18 protein-coding genes are annotated in these 15,243 nt (G+C 69.7%); 11 read left to right on the top strand and 7 right to left on the bottom strand.

Annotation, left to right across the window (positions count from 1 at the left end; genetic code table 11):
• Nucleotides 1-29: 29 nt before the first annotated feature.
• A complete protein-coding gene (locus NNW99_RS24435) occupies nt 30-2,300 on the bottom strand; it encodes an ATP-dependent RecD-like DNA helicase (RefSeq protein WP_215121264.1) in 2,271 nt (756 codons plus the stop codon).
• Between the two features lie 161 nt (nt 2,301-2,461).
• Here NNW99_RS24435 and NNW99_RS24430 point away from each other — a divergent pair, with 161 nt between their 5' ends.
• The gene (locus tag NNW99_RS24430) at nt 2,462-2,632 is read left to right on the top strand and encodes a hypothetical protein (protein WP_215121263.1); all 171 of its coding nucleotides are present in this window, start codon (nt 2,462-2,464) and stop codon (nt 2,630-2,632) included.
• Here NNW99_RS24430 and NNW99_RS24425 read toward each other — a convergent pair.
• The 3 genes from NNW99_RS24425 to NNW99_RS24415 form a co-directional block, all read right to left on the bottom strand.
• Entirely contained in the window at nt 2,610-2,822 is a 213-nt protein-coding gene (locus tag NNW99_RS24425) for a DUF397 domain-containing protein (protein ID WP_215121262.1), read from the bottom strand. The two genes, NNW99_RS24430 and NNW99_RS24425, sit on opposite strands and share 23 nt — an antisense overlap.
• Before the next feature lie 224 nt (nt 2,823-3,046).
• The gene (locus NNW99_RS24420) at nt 3,047-3,265 is read right to left on the bottom strand and encodes a DUF397 domain-containing protein (protein WP_215121261.1); all 219 of its coding nucleotides are present in this window, start codon (nt 3,263-3,265) and stop codon (nt 3,047-3,049) included.
• On the bottom strand, nt 3,252-4,076 hold the full coding sequence (locus NNW99_RS24415) for a helix-turn-helix transcriptional regulator (RefSeq protein ID WP_215121260.1): 825 nt from the start codon (nt 4,074-4,076) through the stop codon (nt 3,252-3,254). Before NNW99_RS24415 ends, NNW99_RS24420 begins: the two co-directional genes overlap by 14 nt.
• 128 nt (nt 4,077-4,204) lie before the next feature.
• On the opposite strand from NNW99_RS24415, the gene NNW99_RS24410 reads away from it, so the two are divergent.
• The 5 genes from NNW99_RS24410 to NNW99_RS24390 all read left to right on the top strand — a co-directional run bounded on the left by NNW99_RS24410 (nt 4,205) and on the right by NNW99_RS24390 (nt 7,200).
• Nucleotides 4,205-4,417, top strand: a complete 213-nt coding sequence (locus NNW99_RS24410) for a hypothetical protein (RefSeq protein WP_215121259.1) — start codon at nt 4,205-4,207, stop codon at nt 4,415-4,417.
• Entirely contained in the window at nt 4,414-4,722 is a 309-nt protein-coding gene (locus tag NNW99_RS24405) for a hypothetical protein (protein WP_215121258.1), read from the top strand. The genes NNW99_RS24410 and NNW99_RS24405 overlap by 4 nt, the downstream gene beginning before the upstream one ends.
• Before the next feature lie 33 nt (nt 4,723-4,755).
• Complete coding sequence (locus NNW99_RS24400; RefSeq protein ID WP_215121257.1) at nt 4,756-5,124, top strand: DUF4345 family protein; 369 nt, start codon at nt 4,756-4,758, stop codon at nt 5,122-5,124.
• A gap of 256 nt (nt 5,125-5,380) precedes the next feature.
• Nucleotides 5,381-6,352 (top strand): ABC transporter ATP-binding protein, encoded by a 972-nt coding sequence (locus NNW99_RS24395; protein WP_215121256.1) that lies wholly within the window; start codon nt 5,381-5,383, stop codon nt 6,350-6,352.
• Entirely contained in the window at nt 6,349-7,200 is an 852-nt protein-coding gene (locus tag NNW99_RS24390) for an ABC transporter permease (RefSeq protein WP_215121255.1), read from the top strand. Before NNW99_RS24395 ends, NNW99_RS24390 begins: the two co-directional genes overlap by 4 nt.
• 109 nt (nt 7,201-7,309) lie before the next feature.
• On the opposite strand, the gene NNW99_RS24385 is transcribed toward NNW99_RS24390, so the two are convergent.
• Both NNW99_RS24385 and NNW99_RS24380 read right to left on the bottom strand, forming a co-directional pair.
• Nucleotides 7,310-7,957: a dihydrofolate reductase family protein gene (locus tag NNW99_RS24385; protein WP_215121254.1), complete on the bottom strand. Its 648-nt coding sequence runs from the start codon at nt 7,955-7,957 to the stop codon at nt 7,310-7,312.
• A 105-nt stretch (nt 7,958-8,062) separates the two neighbouring features.
• Nucleotides 8,063-8,428: a hypothetical protein gene (locus NNW99_RS24380; protein WP_215121253.1), complete on the bottom strand. Its 366-nt coding sequence runs from the start codon at nt 8,426-8,428 to the stop codon at nt 8,063-8,065.
• Between the two features lie 208 nt (nt 8,429-8,636).
• Here NNW99_RS24380 and NNW99_RS24375 point away from each other — a divergent pair, with 208 nt between their 5' ends.
• From NNW99_RS24375 to rbsD, 5 genes are all read left to right on the top strand, one after another.
• On the top strand, nt 8,637-9,674 hold the full coding sequence (locus NNW99_RS24375) for a LacI family DNA-binding transcriptional regulator (RefSeq protein ID WP_215121252.1): 1,038 nt from the start codon (nt 8,637-8,639) through the stop codon (nt 9,672-9,674).
• Nucleotides 9,671-11,191, top strand: a complete 1,521-nt coding sequence (locus NNW99_RS24370; RefSeq protein WP_215121251.1) for a sugar ABC transporter ATP-binding protein — start codon at nt 9,671-9,673, stop codon at nt 11,189-11,191. Before NNW99_RS24375 ends, NNW99_RS24370 begins: the two co-directional genes overlap by 4 nt.
• Nucleotides 11,181-13,133 carry a substrate-binding domain-containing protein gene (locus NNW99_RS24365; protein WP_215121250.1) on the top strand — a complete coding sequence of 651 codons (1,953 nt, stop codon included), beginning with the start codon at nt 11,181-11,183 and terminating at the stop codon, nt 13,131-13,133. The genes NNW99_RS24370 and NNW99_RS24365 overlap by 11 nt, the downstream gene beginning before the upstream one ends.
• A gap of 100 nt (nt 13,134-13,233) precedes the next feature.
• Nucleotides 13,234-14,136, top strand: coding sequence for a ribokinase (locus NNW99_RS24360; protein ID WP_215121249.1), 903 nt, complete (start codon nt 13,234-13,236; stop codon nt 14,134-14,136).
• Nucleotides 14,133-14,522, top strand: coding sequence for a D-ribose pyranase (gene rbsD, locus NNW99_RS24355; RefSeq protein WP_215121248.1), 390 nt, complete (start codon nt 14,133-14,135; stop codon nt 14,520-14,522). Before NNW99_RS24360 ends, rbsD begins: the two co-directional genes overlap by 4 nt.
• Nucleotides 14,523-14,729: 207 nt before the next feature.
• Here rbsD and NNW99_RS24350 read toward each other — a convergent pair whose 3' ends face one another.
• Entirely contained in the window at nt 14,730-15,233 is a 504-nt protein-coding gene (locus NNW99_RS24350; protein WP_215121247.1) for a GNAT family N-acetyltransferase, read from the bottom strand.
• Between the last annotated feature and the right edge of the window lie 10 nt (nt 15,234-15,243).

Here is a 15,243-nt window from a genome sequence, read left to right as displayed (position 1 = left end):
TCTTCCCCATCCGGAAGCCTCTGTGACCTTCACGACTCGTTTGATCGATCATTTTTTTGCGATCCGTGCGATCCGAGCCGGAAATCGAGTGCCGTGCACCGCCGGCCCGCCGACACCGTGCGCACCGCCTGGCCGATCGCCTTGCGTGAACCGACGAGGACGACCAGCCCTTTGGCCCGGGTGACCGCCGTGTAGAGGAGGTTGCGCTGGAGCATCATCCAGGCGCCCGTGGTGACCGGGATGACGACCGCCGGGTACTCGCTGCCCTGGGAGCGGTGGATCGTCACGGCGTACGCGTGCGCCAGCTCGTCCAGCTCGTCGAAGTCGTACGGAACCTCCTCGTCCTCGTCCGTCAGCACGGTCAGCCGCTGCTCGACCGGGTCGAGCGAGGTCACCACGCCCACGGTGCCGTTGAAGACGCCGTTCTCGCCCTTCTCGTAATTGTTGCGAATCTGGGTGACCTTGTCCCCGACGCGGAACACCCGCCCGCCGATTCTCTTCTCCGCCAGGTCGGGGCGGGCCGGGGTGACGGCCTGCTGGAGCAGCCCGTTCAGGGTGCCCGCGCCCGCCGGGCCCCGGTGCATGGGGGCGAGGACCTGCACATCGCGGCGCGGGTCCAGCCCGAACTTGGCGGGAATACGACGGGCCGCCACATCCACGGTGAGCCGCCCGGCCTCCTCCGTGTCGTCCTCGACGAAGAGGAAGAAGTCCTTCATGCCGTCGGTGACCGGGTGTTGGCCGGCGTTGATCCGGTGGGCGTTCGTCACCACGCCCGACTGCTGGGCCTGCCGGAAGACCCGGGTCAGACGGACGGCGGGGATCGGTCCCCCGTCGGCGAGCAGATCCCGCAGCACCTCCCCCGCGCCCACGCTCGGCAACTGGTCCACGTCCCCGACGAACAGCAGATGCGCCCCCGGCGGCACGGCCTTCACCAGCTTGTTGGCCAGCAGCAGGTCCAGCATCGACGCCTCGTCGACCACCACCAGGTCGGCGTCCAGCGGACGATCCCGGTCATAGGCCGCGTCACCGCCCGGCTTCAGTTCCAGCAGGCGGTGGACCGTGGAGGCCTCGGCACCGGTCAGCTCGGACAGACGCTTGGCGGCCCGCCCGGTCGGCGCGGCCAGCACCACCTTCGCCTTCCTGGCGCGGGCCAGCTCCACGATCGAGCGGACCGTGAAGGACTTGCCGCAGCCGGGGCCGCCCGTGAGGACGGCGACCTTCTCGGTCAGCGCCAGCTTGACGGCGGCCTCCTGCTCCGGAGCGAGGTCGGTACCCGTACGCCCCTTGAGCCAGCTGAGGGCCTTGCCCCAAGCCACCGCGCGGAAGCCCGGCATCCGGTCCTCCTCGGTGCGCAGGAGGCGCAGCAACTGGGCGGAGAGGGAGAGTTCGGCCCGGTGGAAGGGCACGAGGTAGATGGCGGTGACCGGCTCCCCGCCGTCCGGCCCCGGGACCTTCTCCCGTACGACGCCGGGCTCCTCGCCGTCCTCCCCGGGCTCGGCCAGCTCCGCCAGGCACTCGATGACCAGGCCCGTGTCGACCTGGAGCAGCTTGACCGCGTCCTTGATCAGCTGCTCCTCCGGGAGGAAGCAGTGGCCCTGGTCGGTGGACTGCGACAGCGCGTACTGCAGGCCCGCCTTGACGCGCTCCGGGCTGTCGTGCGGAATGCCGACGGACTGGGCGATCTTGTCGGCGGTGAGAAAGCCGATGCCCCAGACGTCGGAGGCGAGCCGGTACGGCTGGTTCTTCACGACCCCGATCGAGGCGTCACCGTACTTCTTGTAGATGCGGACGGCGATGGACGTCGACACCTCGACGGTCTGGAGGAAGAGCATGACCTCCTTGATCGCCTTCTGTTCCTCCCAGGCGTCGGCGATCTTCTTCGTCCGCTTGGGGCCGAGGCCCGGGACCTCGATCAGCCGCTTCGGCTCCTCCTCGATGATCTGGAGGGTGTCCAGCCCGAAATGCTGGGTGATCCGGTCGGCGAAGACCGGGCCGATTCCCTTGACCAGCCCCGAGCCGAGATAGCGGCGAATGCCCTGCACCGTGGCCGGCAGAACGGTCGTGTAGTTCTCCACATGGAACTGCTTCCCGTACTGCTGATGCGAGCCCCAACGGCCCTCCATGCGCAGGGACTCACCGACCTGCGCGCCGAGCAGCGCACCGACGACCGTGAGCAGATCACCGCCGCCTCTGCCGGTGTCGACCCGGGCGACCGTGTAGCCGTTCTCCTCGTTGGCGTACGTGATGCGCTCGAGTACGCCCTCCAGCGTGGCCAGTCGCCGCTCGCCCTGATCGGTCATGGAGCGACCGTACCGCCCGGGTAGGACAACGCCCCCGCCGTCTTTCACGGTGAATTCACAAGAGCAAGCAGAAGCTTTACAGTTCAAGCATCTTAGCTGTCCTTTTTCCCTGCCATTCCCGTGGGAGAATTCAGGCTTGATTCGCCGTGAATTGAGGAACGATGTCACCTCAGGCTCAGAGCGTCGCCCTGTGGATTCTGGCCGTGGCCGTCAACACGACGGCGGCATGCGCCGGAATCGTGTGGGGCTGGACCGCGTTCACCCAGTTCCTCTTGCCGGCCTTCGGGTCCGTGGTGGGGGCGTCGCTGGTCAGCTACAGCTTGCGGCGGTGAAGTGGCCGTCCTTGATGGCGGTGACGAAGGCGGTCCAGCCGGTCGCCGAGAAGGTGAGGGTGGGGCCGGGGGTGGATTTGCTGTCCCGGACGGGGATGTCGGGGTGGCCGTGGGCGACTTCCAGGCAATCGGCTTGGCTGCCGCCGCTGTAGCTGGACTTGAACCAGCCGGTGCGCTCACTGCTGATCACGTGCGTGCTCCTCCGCTGCGGACCTGACGAGGGGCGGTGAATCCTGCTGCGACAACGCGTCGCTCAGGGCCAGAGCGTAAGCGTTCTGACGCCACCGGGGCGGAGTCCTCGAAGCTCATCAGGATGAGCAGGATCTCCATGAGCGGGCTCTCCATGAGCGGGCTGGACCGCGTTCACGCAGTTCCTCGTGCCGACCCTCGGGTCGGTGGTGGGGGCATCGCTGGTCAGTTACAGCTTGCGGCGGTGAACTGGCCTTCCTTGACGGCGGTGACGAAAGCAGTCCAGCCAGTCGCCGAGAAGGTGAGGATGGGGCCGGGGGTGGATTTGCTGTCCCGGACGGGGATGCCGGGGTGGCCGTGGGCGACTTCCAGGCATTCGCCTTGCGGGGATTCCCCTCCGCTGTAGCTGGACTTGTACCACCCGGTGATCTCAAGGCCGGTCATGCGAGTGCTCCTTCGCTGCTGCCCTGACGAGGGCAAGTGAATCCTGCTGGGACAACGCGTCGCTGAGCGCGAGAGCGTAGGCCGCTTGCGCGGTGCTCACCAGGGGCGGGTTGTCAATCAGTTGACCGACGAGGAAGGTTTCGACGTACGCCACCGGAGCGGAGTCCTCGAAGGACATCAGGGTCAGGAGGCCCTGCTGCAGCGCGTGCGCTCCCGCCTCGTACGGGAGCACGTGGAGCCGCAGACGCCCGGACTCGGCCAAGTCCACGATCCTTCGCAACTGATCGGCCATGACCTGCGGTCCGCCGACCTGGCGTCTGATTACGGCCTCGTCGAGCAGCGTCCAGACGACCGGCTTCGACGGATCGTCCAACAGCCTGGCGCGCCTCGTTCGGATGACAACTGCCTTGTCAAGTTCCTTGGCGATGGGGTTCGGCCGATACGCGCTGAACACAGCTCGCGCATATTCGGGGGTCTGGAGAATGCCCGGGACCAGTGTGAGCGCGAACTGCTGGATCAGCGTTGCCTGCTGCTCCAACTCAGCCACAGCCGCGAAGTCGTCGCGGTACTCCGACTCCAGGTCCTCCAGCCAGCGCACGAAGAACCCGTCCGTCCCCAGCGCCCGGTCGATCCGCTGGGCATCATCTGGCTTCGGCAGCCGACGCCCTGCCTCAAAGTGGCTGATCAACGTGGGTGAGCATACGACTTGGTCGCCCAGTTGCTCCTGAGTGAGGCGGGCTACCGTACGCCGCAGCCTCAGTTCCTCCCCGTACTTCTCCCGCGACGACCGAGGCCTGCGGCGTTCGTCCATGCGGCAACTCCTCTTCCTGACAGGCGTGATGTCAAGCTCCAGCCCCTGGCAGCGTAGCGAGGCCCGACCCCACTCTGTGAGTGATTCAGCACAGAACGCAGTCACCGCAGGTGGGAAGGCCGACAGACATGACAGACCGCATCGCCCGGCTCCTGGAGCCGCTCCTCCGCCTCCTGCTCCCGCCTCGCGGGCGGCGACGGCGATCACCGGCTCCGCCCCCGTGCCCGTACTGCCACGACGGCGTCAGGGCCGCGACGGCCCGCCGCCCCGAGGAGCGACCGCTGCGCGGTGAGGACAACCGGCTGGTCCGCCCCTACCTGATGGCAGAGGCCGGCGTATGACCAGCTCAGCGCAGGGGCGGCTGCTGCCGTGGACGAGCCCCGAGGGCAGGCCCTGCTACCTCGTCGGCGACGGGACCGGCTACGTCTCCCGTCTCGCCGACGACATCGAGGACGTACAGCTCGCCATGGCGGGCGATCTCCTCGGCCACGCCGACGAACTCCTCGCAGAACGCCGGGTGACGAGTGCGGAACTGCACTACCTGGCCCGGCGGCTCACCGAGTCCCTGCGGGACGTCAAGCGGGTCGCGGAGAGCAGAGGAGCACGGCTCGGCCGTAGCCCTGGCCATGACCCGGGAAGTAATTGAGGGCCCGCGCTCACGGACGGCACGCTCACCGCCATGACCTCACTCTGCACAGGCATCGTCGCGCTGTTCTTCCTGGGCATGGGGCTCTTCGGGCTCGTCGCCCCCAGGGCGCTCATCCGCCCCTTCGGCATCGAGCTGTCCGTCCCGGAGGCCCGCGCCGAAGTCAGGGCCGTCTACGGCGGATTCGGGGTCGCGGTCGGTGCCTTGCTCACCTGGGCGGTGCTCGGTGGTTCCGGTGGGGTGCGGTCAGGGGTGGTCCTCACGGTGGCGGTGTCGCTGGCGGGGATGGCGTTCGGGCGGTTGGTGGCGCGGGTGGTGGAACGGCCGTCGGCGTTCTACCCGTCCTGGTTCTACTTCTGGGTCGAGGCCGTGGGGGCCGTTGTGCTGGTCGGCTGTCTGTAGTCGGCGTGGGTGGGGTTCAGCCGGCGGGGCCGGCGGCGGCGACTAGCGCTCTGACCAGGAACGTTCGCCGGGGCAGTGGAACAGGGTGAGATACCTGAACCGTTCGGTAATGTGTTCGCCCGGGAGGGCCCGAACGGCTGCTGCCGGGTGGCAACGGCAGCCACAGCCGCAGACACGTCCCATGACCACGGACGGCGGCACGGCCTCCGGCCCCTGTTCCCGCAAGACGGACCACGAGAGCGACGGGGGAACACCGATGACGACCACTCACGCCTTATCCGGGGCTGGGAACAGCCCACCGCCAGAGAGCGACACCGTCATCGACGTACGGGATCTGCGGATGCGCTACCGCGGCCAGGACGTATTGAAGGGTGTCGGCTTCACGGCCCGGCGAGGCGAAGTCGTCCTGCTGCTCGGCCCGAACGGCGCGGGCAAGACGACCACGATCGAGGTCTTGGAAGGCTTCCGGATACGTTCCGCCGGTGACGTGACCGTCCTCGGCGCCGATCCCGCCGACGGGGACGAGCGGTGGCGTGCGCGCCTGGGCATCGTGTTGCAGTCCTGGCGCGACCACGGCAAGTGGCGGGTGCGGGAACTGCTGGCCCATCTCGGCTCGTACTACGCGCCGTACTCCACCGCCCTCGTGCGGCGGCCGTGGGACGTCGACGAACTCCTCGCCGCAGTGGGGCTGACCGAGCAAGCGGACAAGCGGATCGGAACTCTGTCCGGCGGGCAGCGCAGGCGTTTCGACGTGGCCGTCGGCATCGTGGGCAGACCTGAGGTGCTGTTCCTGGACGAGCCGACGGCGGGTCTGGACCCGGAGGCGAGGAACGAGTTCCACGGCCTGGTACGCGGGCTGGCGGACGAGAACACCACTGTGCTGCTGACCACGCACGACCTTGCCGAGGCGGAGAAGCTCGCCGACCGGATCCTCATTCTGGCCGGTGGCCGGATCGTGGCCGACGGCTCGGCCGAGGAACTGTCGCGGCAGGCATCGGCGGAGGCCACCGTGCGCTGGACGCGGGACGGACAGCCCTTCGAGGAGACGACGGCCGAGCCCACCGGGTTCGTCCGTCGGCTGTTCGAGGAGCACGGCGAGGCGATCGGCGGACTGGAGGTGCGCCGGGCGAGCCTGGAGGACACCTACCTGACGATGGTGCGGGAGCTCGAGACGGGGAGCGTTCCCGAAGAGCGAGCGGTGCACGCTTTCGGGGAGGGATCGCGATGAGTCCGGTGTGGCACGCGGCGGTGGTGGGAGTGCGGCGCGGCTGGACGGAACTCCGGCAGACCTTCACCACCGGCCAGGACGTTTTCGGTTACGTGCTCTGGACGGTTCTGCTCATGGTGCCGCTGTTCCTGGTCAGGGACGATCCGCTGAAGGGCGCCGGCATCTCGGTCGGCGCGTTCATGCTGCCGAGCATGCTGGGGATGACGCTCGCGTTCACCGGGATGATGACCACGGCGCAACTCCTCGCGACCGAGCGCGAGGACGGCACCCTGCTGCGGGCCAAGGCCGTGCCCCACGGCATGGTCGGCCACCTGGTCGGCAAGATCATCATGGTCTCGGGGACAGCTCTCGTCTCCATGGCACTCCCCTTCGCCGTGGGCCTGTTCCTGGTACACGGGGTTGCTCAGCAGGGCGGTGGAGCGTTGCTGACGCTGGTGTGGGTGGTGCCGCTGGGTCTCCTGGCGACCCTGCCGATGGGCGCTGTCATCGGCTCACTCGTCGACAGTCCGCGCACGGTCGGGTTGCTGATGCTTCCGGTGATGGGACTCGTCGTGATCTCCGGCATCTACTTCCCTCTGTCGAAGCTGCCCGAGTGGCTGCAGACCGTCGGGCAGATCTTCCCCGTGTACTGGCTCGGCCTCGGTCTCCGCTCGGCGCTGCTGCCGACCGACGCGGTCGCCGCCGAGATCGGCGAGTCCTGGCGGCCCCTGGAGACAGCGGGCGTGCTGGCCGCCTGGGCAATCGCCGGGCTGCTCCTCGCGCCCTCCGTCCTGCGCAGGATGGCCCGCCGCGAGTCCGGAGCCGCTATGGCGGAACGGCACCGGAAAGCGATGCAGCGGGTCGGTTAGTGACGCACCGGGGACGTGGAAAGTGGAGCGATCGGGCCGCCCGCGACCCCGAAAGCCCAGGTACACGGACCCCCCGTTGTCCCGAACGCTCCACTCGCCTCACCGTCCCTCACCGTCGCCAGAACAGGTGGTGCGTCACCCCGCTCGGGCTCGGTACGACATCGCAGTGGAAGCGGTCCAGTAGCTCGTCGGGCGACTCCCAGAGCCGTGAGCCGGACCCGAGTTTCACCCCCGGCGAGACCGCCACGTGCAGCGTGTCGACCAAGTCCGCGTCCAAGAACTCCCGGATGGTGGCGGCCCCTCCCCCGAGGCGGACGTCCTTGCCCTGGGCCGCTTCCCGGGCCTGGGCGAGGACGTCGGTCGGGTCGCCGGTGACGAAGTGGAACGTGGTGTCGGAGAGGGTGAAGGAGGGACGCTGGTGGTGGGTCATCACGAAGACCGGGGTGTGGAAGGGCGGTTCGTCGCCCCACCAGCCCTGCCACTCGTGGTCCTGCCAGGGGCCGCGCTGGGGGCCGAACTTGTTGCGGCCCATGATCTCGGCGCCGATATTGTGGGCGAAGTCGCGTGTGAGGTAGTCGTCGAGGCCGCGGCTGCCGCCAGGGTCGGTACGGTTCGGCCAGCTCGCCGTCGCCCCGGCCCACGCGAACATCGTGCCGGGGTCGGCGTGGCCGAACGGCCGCTCAAGGCTCTGGTTCTCACCGGCGCCGAATCCGTCGCTGGAGACGTTGAAGTTCTGCACGCGCAGTAGCTGAGGCACGGGGCTCCTCCTGTGATCGACGAGACGTCGAGGGGACCGGACGATGAGGGGTGGACCCCTCCGGCCGGCGAAACTCATCGGCCCCTGGGGAACCCCCTGCCCGTCTCACCCGGACTGCGCCACCACGTGATCGATCACCTGCTTGAATTCGTCGGTCGGGGAGAACTCCACCAGTTCGCTGTCCGCCAGCGCGAGCGGTACATGGCCCGGAGGCCAGTAGTACGCCTGCCCCGCCTCGTACTCCTCCTCGCCGGACGCCGTGCGCATCCGGATCCGGCCCTTCAGCACATAGCCCCAGTGGGGGCACTGGCACGCGTCGTCGGGCAGGCCCTTGAGGGCCGGGCCCATGTCCGTGCCCTGCGGCAGGCTGATGTAGCTGACCGACATATCGCCCCCGATGGGCATGTTGCGCACCTCTACACCGTCGCCGCCGAGGGCGACGGGTACGTCGTTCCGGGTCGCCGCCGTCATGGCTCCTCCGCTCGCCCTGGAAACGGACCTCCTCCTTCCACCCTGGACCGGCAGGGAGCCTCCCGCGACATCACGATCCGGTTGCGACGTGCCCCGGGGGTCTTGATTTACCGGCGTGTAATCGATTCCATCCACCCGTCGATGTAATCGATTCCACGAGCCCTCCAGCAGGGCTCCCACGACTGATCCACAAGGAGGTGGAGCGGCGGTGGCCAGTATCAAGGACGTCGCTGCCGAGGCCGGCGTGTCCGTCGCCACGGTCTCGCGCGTCCTGAACGACCACCCGTCGGTCAGCGCCGAGGCACGCGCACGCGTGCTGGCCGCCGTCGGGGCCCTGGGCTACCGCCCGAACGCCGTCGCCCGCTCCCTGCGCACCGAGAAGACCCAGACCCTCGGCCTGGTCATCAGCGACGTACTGAACCCTTACTTCACCGCACTGGCCCGCTCCGTCGAGGAGGAGGCCCGCGCGCTGGGCTACAGCGTCATCATCGGCAACGCCGACGAGCGGCCCGACCTCCAGGACCACCACGTACGGAACCTGCTGGACCGGCGCATCGACGGGCTGCTCGTCTCCCCCACGGACGGCGGCTCGCCGCTGATGCTGGACGCCGCGCGGGCCGGGACGCCCATGGTGTTCGTGGACCGGTGGATCCCGGGCGTGGACGTGCCGGTGGTGCGGGCGGACGGCCGGAGTGCCGTACGGGATCTCGTGGCGCATCTGCACGGGCTCGGCCACCGGCGGCTCGCGATCATCGCGGGCCCGGCGGCGACCACGACCGGCCGGGAGCGCGTGGAGGCCTTCCGGGAGGCGCTCGGCGCGTACGGCCTCGAACTGCCCGACGCCTACATAGGGCAGGGCGACTTCCAGGCCGAGAGCGGGCGCCGGGTCACCGAAGGGTTCCTCGACCTGGCCGAGCCGCCCGAGGTCGTGTTCGCGGCCGACAACCTGATGGCGCTCGGCGCGCTGGACGCCGTACGCGCGCGTGGCGTGCGGGTGCCGGAGGACATCGCGCTGGCCGCGTTCGACGACATCCCGTGGTTCGTGCACACCGATCCGCCCATCACCGCCATCGCCCAGCCGACGGGTGAGCTGGGGCGTGCCGCAGTGCGCGCGCTGGTCGCCCGGATCGAGGGCCGGCCCGGGGAGTCCGTCACCCTCCCCGCCCGGCTCGTCGTACGCCGCTCGTGCGGCGAGCAACCGGACTCTTTGGAGCCGTCCCCCGTAACGAACAGGAGCCAGACGTGAGCAACGCGGACGAGTTGCTGCGCATCGAGGGCATACGGAAGACCTTCCCGGGTGTGGTCGCGCTGGACAGCGTGGACTTCGACCTGCGCCGGGGCGAGGTGCATGTGCTGCTCGGTGAGAACGGCGCGGGCAAGAGCACCCTCATCAAGATGCTCTCCGGCGCCTACACCCCCGACGCCGGACGGATCCTGGTCGGCGGCGAGGAGACGCGCATCCAGGGTGCGCAGGACTCCGAGCGGCTCGGGATCGCCACCATCTACCAGGAGTTCAACCTCGTCCCCGACCTGACGGTCGCCGAGAACATCTTCCTGGGGCGCCAGCCGCGCCGGTTCGGGATGATCGACCGGGGGCGGATGGAGGCCGACGCCGAGGTGCTGCTGAAGCGCGTCGGGGTCAGCGTCTCTCCGCGCGCACGGGTGCGTGAACTCGGTATCGCGCGCCTGCAGATGGTGGAGATCGCCAAGGCGCTGAGCCTCGACGCGCGTGTGCTGATCATGGACGAGCCGACCGCCGTGCTCACCTCCGAGGAGGTCGAGAAGCTCTTCGCGATCGTGCGCAAGCTCCGCGAGGACGGCGTCGGGATCGTCTTCATCACGCACCATCTGGAGGAGATCGCCGCCCTGGGCGACCGGGTCACGGTCATCCGGGACGGGAAGAGCGTCGGCCAGGTGCCCGCCTCCACCCCCGAGGACGAGCTCGTGCGGCTCATGGTGGGTCGGTCGATCGAGCAGCAGTACCCGCGCGAGCGGCCCGAGAAGGGCGACGCGCTGCTCACCGTCGAGGGGCTGACCCGGGACGGGGTCTTCCACGACGTCGGCTTCGAGGTGCGGGCCGGTGAGGTCGTCGGTATCGCCGGGCTGGTCGGCGCCGGTCGTACCGAGGTCGTGCGGGCGGTCTTCGGGGCCGATCCGTACGACAAGGGGACCGTGAAGGTCTCCGGGGCCGCGCTGAAGGGGCACGACGTCAACGCCGCCATGACCGCCGGCATCGGCCTCATCCCCGAGGACCGCAAGGGCCAGGGCCTGGTGCTGGACGCGTCGGTCGAGGAGAACCTCGGCCTGGTGACGCTGCGGTCGGCCACGCGTGCGGGGCTCGTCGACCTCAAGGGGCAGCGGGAGGCCGCGGCCCGGATCGCCGAGCAGCTCGGGGTGCGGATGGCGGGCCTCGGCCAGCACGTGCGCACGCTGTCCGGCGGCAATCAGCAGAAGGTCGTCATCGGCAAGTGGCTGCTCGCCGACACCAAGGTGCTGATCCTCGACGAGCCGACGCGCGGTATCGACGTCGGCGCCAAGGTCGAGATCTACCAGCTCGTCAACGAACTGACGGCGGCCGGTGCCGCCGTACTCATGATCTCCAGCGATCTGCCCGAGGTGCTCGGCATGAGCGACCGGGTGCTGGTGATGGCCCAGGGCCGGATCGCGGGTGAGCTCTCCGCCGACGAGGCCACCCAGGACGCCGTGATGGCGCTCGCAGTAAGCAACCCCAGCACAGACAAGGAGGCCTCCCGTGGCCACTGACACGCTCAAGAGCACGACGGGCGCGGGAGCCGCCTCGGGGGGCCTGCGCCGCCTGCTGCTCGACAACGGCGCGCTCACCGCGCTCATCGTCCTCGTCATCGCGATGTCGGCGCTGTCCGGCGACTTCCTGACGGCCGACAACCTCCTCAACGTCGGCGTCCAGGCGGCCGTGACCGCCATCCTCGCCTTCGGTGTGACCTTCGTGATCGTCTCGGCGGGCATCGACCTGTCGGTGGGCTCGGTCGCCGCGCTGTCGGCCACGGTGCTCGCGTGGACCGCCACCTCGGCGGGCGTCCCCGTCTTCGTCGCCGTCCTGCTGGTCATAGCCACCGGTATCGCGTGCGGCCTGGTCAACGGCATCCTGATCTCCTACGGCAAGCTGCCGCCGTTCATCGCGACGCTGGCCATGCTGTCGGTCGCCCGCGGCCTCTCCCTGGTCATCTCCGAGGGCTCCCCGATCGCCCTGCCCGACTCGGTCTCCCACCTCGGCGACACGCTCGGCGGCTGGCTGCCCGTGCCCGTCCTGGTCATGATCGTGATGGGTCTGATCGCGGCGTTCGTGCTCGGCCGTACCTACATCGGCCGCTCGATGTACGCGATCGGCGGCAACGAGGAGGCCGCGCGGCTGTCCGGCCTGCGCGTGAAGAAGCAGAAACTCGCCATCTACGCGCTGTCCGGCGTCTTCGCCGCCGTCGCCGGTGTCGTCCTCGCCGCCCGGCTGTCCTCCGCGCAGCCGCAGGCCGCCGACGGCTACGAACTGGACGCCATCGCGGCGGTCGTCATCGGCGGTGCCTCCCTCGCGGGCGGTACGGGCAAGGCGTCCGGGACGCTGATCGGCGCGCTGATCCTGGCCGTGCTGCGCAACGGGCTGAACCTGCTGAACGTCTCGGCGTTCTGGCAGCAGGTCGTCATCGGCGTCGTCATCGCGCTGGCCGTGCTCCTCGACACCGCCCGCCGCAAGGCGGGGGCGACCGCGGGGGCGGCCGGTTCCTCGCAAGGAGGCAAGGGCAAGCAGGCGGCGACGTACGGGCTCGCGGCCGTCGTCACCGTCGCGATCGTCGGCGCCACGTCCTTCCTGCACAACGGCTCCTCCGCCACCAGCGCCCCGAAGATGGGCCTGTCGCTGTCCACCCTCAACAACCCCTTCTTCGTGCAGATCCGGGCGGGCGCCGAGGCCGAGGCGAAGAAGCTGGGCATCGACCTGACCGTCACGGACGCGCAGAACGACGCCTCCCAGCAGGCCAACCAGCTGCAGAACTTCACCAGCTCCGGGCTCGGCGCGATCATCGTCAACCCGGTGGACTCGGACGCCGCCAGCAACTCGGTGAAGGCCGCCGACAAGGCGGATATCCCGGTCATCGCCGTGGACCGTGTCGTCAACAACGCCACGCTGGACACGCTGGTCGCCTCCGATAACGTCGCCGGTGGTGAACTCGCCGCGAAGTCGATCGGCGAGAAGCTCGGCGGCAAGGGCAAGATCGTGATCCTCCAGGGCCAGGCGGGCACCTCCGCCGCCCGCGAGCGGGCCGCGGGCTTCGAGAAGGGGCTGAAGGCCTTCCCGGGCATCCAGGTCGTCGCCCAGCAGCCCGCCGACTTCGACCGCACCAAGGGCCTCGACGTCATGTCGAACCTGCTCCAGGCCCACCCGGACGTCCAGGGCGTCATCGCCGCGAACGACGAGATGGCCCTCGGCGCGATCAAGGCCCTGGGCTCCAAGGCCGGCAAGTCGGTCTCGGTGGTCGGCTTCGACGGCACGCCCGACGGACTGAAGGCGGTCGAGGGCGGCAGCCTGTACGCGTCGGTGGCGCAGCAGCCCTCGCAGCTCGGGAAGATCGCCGTGGACAACGCGCTGAAGGCACTGAAGGGCAAGAAGGTCGAGGAGACGGTGAAGGTGCCGGTGAAGGTGGTCACGAAGGAGAACGTGGCCGGCTTCAGCGGCTGACATCGCCGATGTCTCCGACATCACCGGCATAGGGGAACGGCCGGGCGGCACCCAGCACATGGGCCCGCCCGGCCCTGTCACTCACGTGGGGAGACCACTCATGTACGACTACGACCTCCTGGTCGTGGGGTCGGCCAACGCCGACCTGGTGATCGGTGTCGAGCGCCGGCCCGGTGCCGGCGAGACCGTGCTCGGCTCCGACCTGGCCGTCCACCCGGGCGGCAAGGGCGCGAACCAGGCGGTCGCCGCCGCCCGGCTCGGAGCCCGTACGGCGCTGCTGGCCCGGGTAGGCGACGACGCGCACGGCCGTCTGCTGCTGGAGTCGCAGCGGGACGCCGGTGTGGACACGGTGGGTGTCCTGGTGGGCGGCGCGCCGACCGGGGTCGCCCTGATCACGGTCGACCCGTCCGGGGACAACAGCATCGTCGTCTCGCCGGGCGCGAACGGCCGGCTGGCCCCGGAGGACGTGAGCGCCGCCGCGTGCCTCTTCCAGAGCTCCCGGGTGGTGTCGGCGCAGCTGGAGATCCCGCTGGAGACGGTGGTGGCGGTCGTACGGAACCTTGCTCCGGACAGCCGTTTCGTCCTGAACCCGTCGCCGCCGCGCCCCCTTCCGTCGGAGGTGCTGGCGGCCTGCGACCCGCTGATCGTCAACGAGCACGAGGCGAAGGTGATCCTGGGTTCGTCCGCCGTGGGGGACAGCCCGGAGGACTGGGCCCGGATCCTGCTGGCGAAGGGGCCGCGGTCGGTGGTGGTGACGCTGGGCGGGGAAGGCGCGCTGGTGGCCTCCTCGGAGGGGGTCTCCCGGGTCGCGTCCGTGAAGGTGGACGCCGTGGACACGACCGGCGCGGGAGACGCGTTCACCGCGGCGCTGGCCACCCGGCTGGGGGCGGGCGAGTCCCTGGCGGAGGCGGCGGCGTACGCGGCGAGGGTCGGGGCGGCGACCGTGACGAAGGAGGGCGCGCAGGCGTCCTTCCCTACGGCGGCGGAGGTCGCTGCGCTGTGAAGAAGGCCGGAATACTGAACCGTCACCTCGCCGGTGCGCTGGCCGAGCTGGGCCATGGGGACGGGGTGCTGGTGTGCGACGCGGGCATGCCGATCCCGGACGGTCCCCGGGTGGTGGACCTGGCCTTCCGGGCCGGGGTGCCGGGGTTCGCAGAGGTGGTGGAGGGGCTGCTGGCCGAGCTGGTGATCGAGGGCGCGACGGCGGCGACGGAGGTACGGGACGCCAACCCGGAGGCCTCGGAGCTGCTGGAGACCCACTTCCCGTCGCTGGACCTCGTCTCGCACGAGCGGCTCAAGGAGCTGTCGGCGGGTGCGCGGCTGGTCGTCCGCACGGGCGAGGCGCGGCCGTACGCGAATGTGCTGCTGAGGTGCGGCGTCTTCTTCTGAGGCCTTGAACGGCTCGCTCGGTGGCCCTGAAAAGTTTCGAGGGGGCCCGGTCCGTCGACCGGGCCCCCTCGGCTTTTCCCCTCCCGTCAGGATCCCCCGCGATCCCCCCAGATCTCCCCCCAGAAGTCCTGACACCATGTACGACCGCCGTCGGGGGCAAAGGGTTGCACGGTCGGGTAAGAAATTCTTGCCGGATTCTTGCGAAGATCACCGCACCGGTCGGGTCAGCACCCGGGTGAGACTCCCGTCGTCCTCCTCGACGTCCCTGACGTGGGCGAATCCGATCCTGCCGAGGAGGTGCAGCGAGGCCGTGTTCCGCGCGTCCACGGTGGCGTGGACCTCCCTGAGCCCGAGCGTCCGGAACCCGTATGCCACGAGCGCCTCGGCCAGTTCCGTCCCGAGGCCGCCGCCCCAGGCCTCGGGAGCCAGCGCGTAGACGATCTCGTGGCCGTCCACCTCGTCGGTCCGCTTGATCTCCGCGTGCCCGACGAGAATCCCGTCGCGCCGGACCGCCCACACGTCGAACAGGTCCTGGGAGTAGACCTTGGTGAAGATCCGCCCGAACAGGGCCCGGTCCTCCGGTTCGGACGCCGGTCCGTCGCCCATCCAGCGGGACACCCGGGTGTCCTGGAACAGGGCGACGAAGCGCTCTTCGTCCTCCGGGGTGTAGGGGTCCAGGAGGAGGCGGGGGGTGTGCAGTGTCGGCGTCATGGGAGGTGCC

This window comes from Streptomyces sp. CRCS-T-1, from assembly GCF_024442335.1.
Taxonomy (GTDB): Bacteria; Actinomycetota; Actinomycetes; order Streptomycetales; family Streptomycetaceae; genus Streptomyces; species Streptomyces koelreuteriae.
Note: the sequence above shows the minus strand (reverse complement) of the source record. Positions and strands in the feature narration are given on the sequence as shown.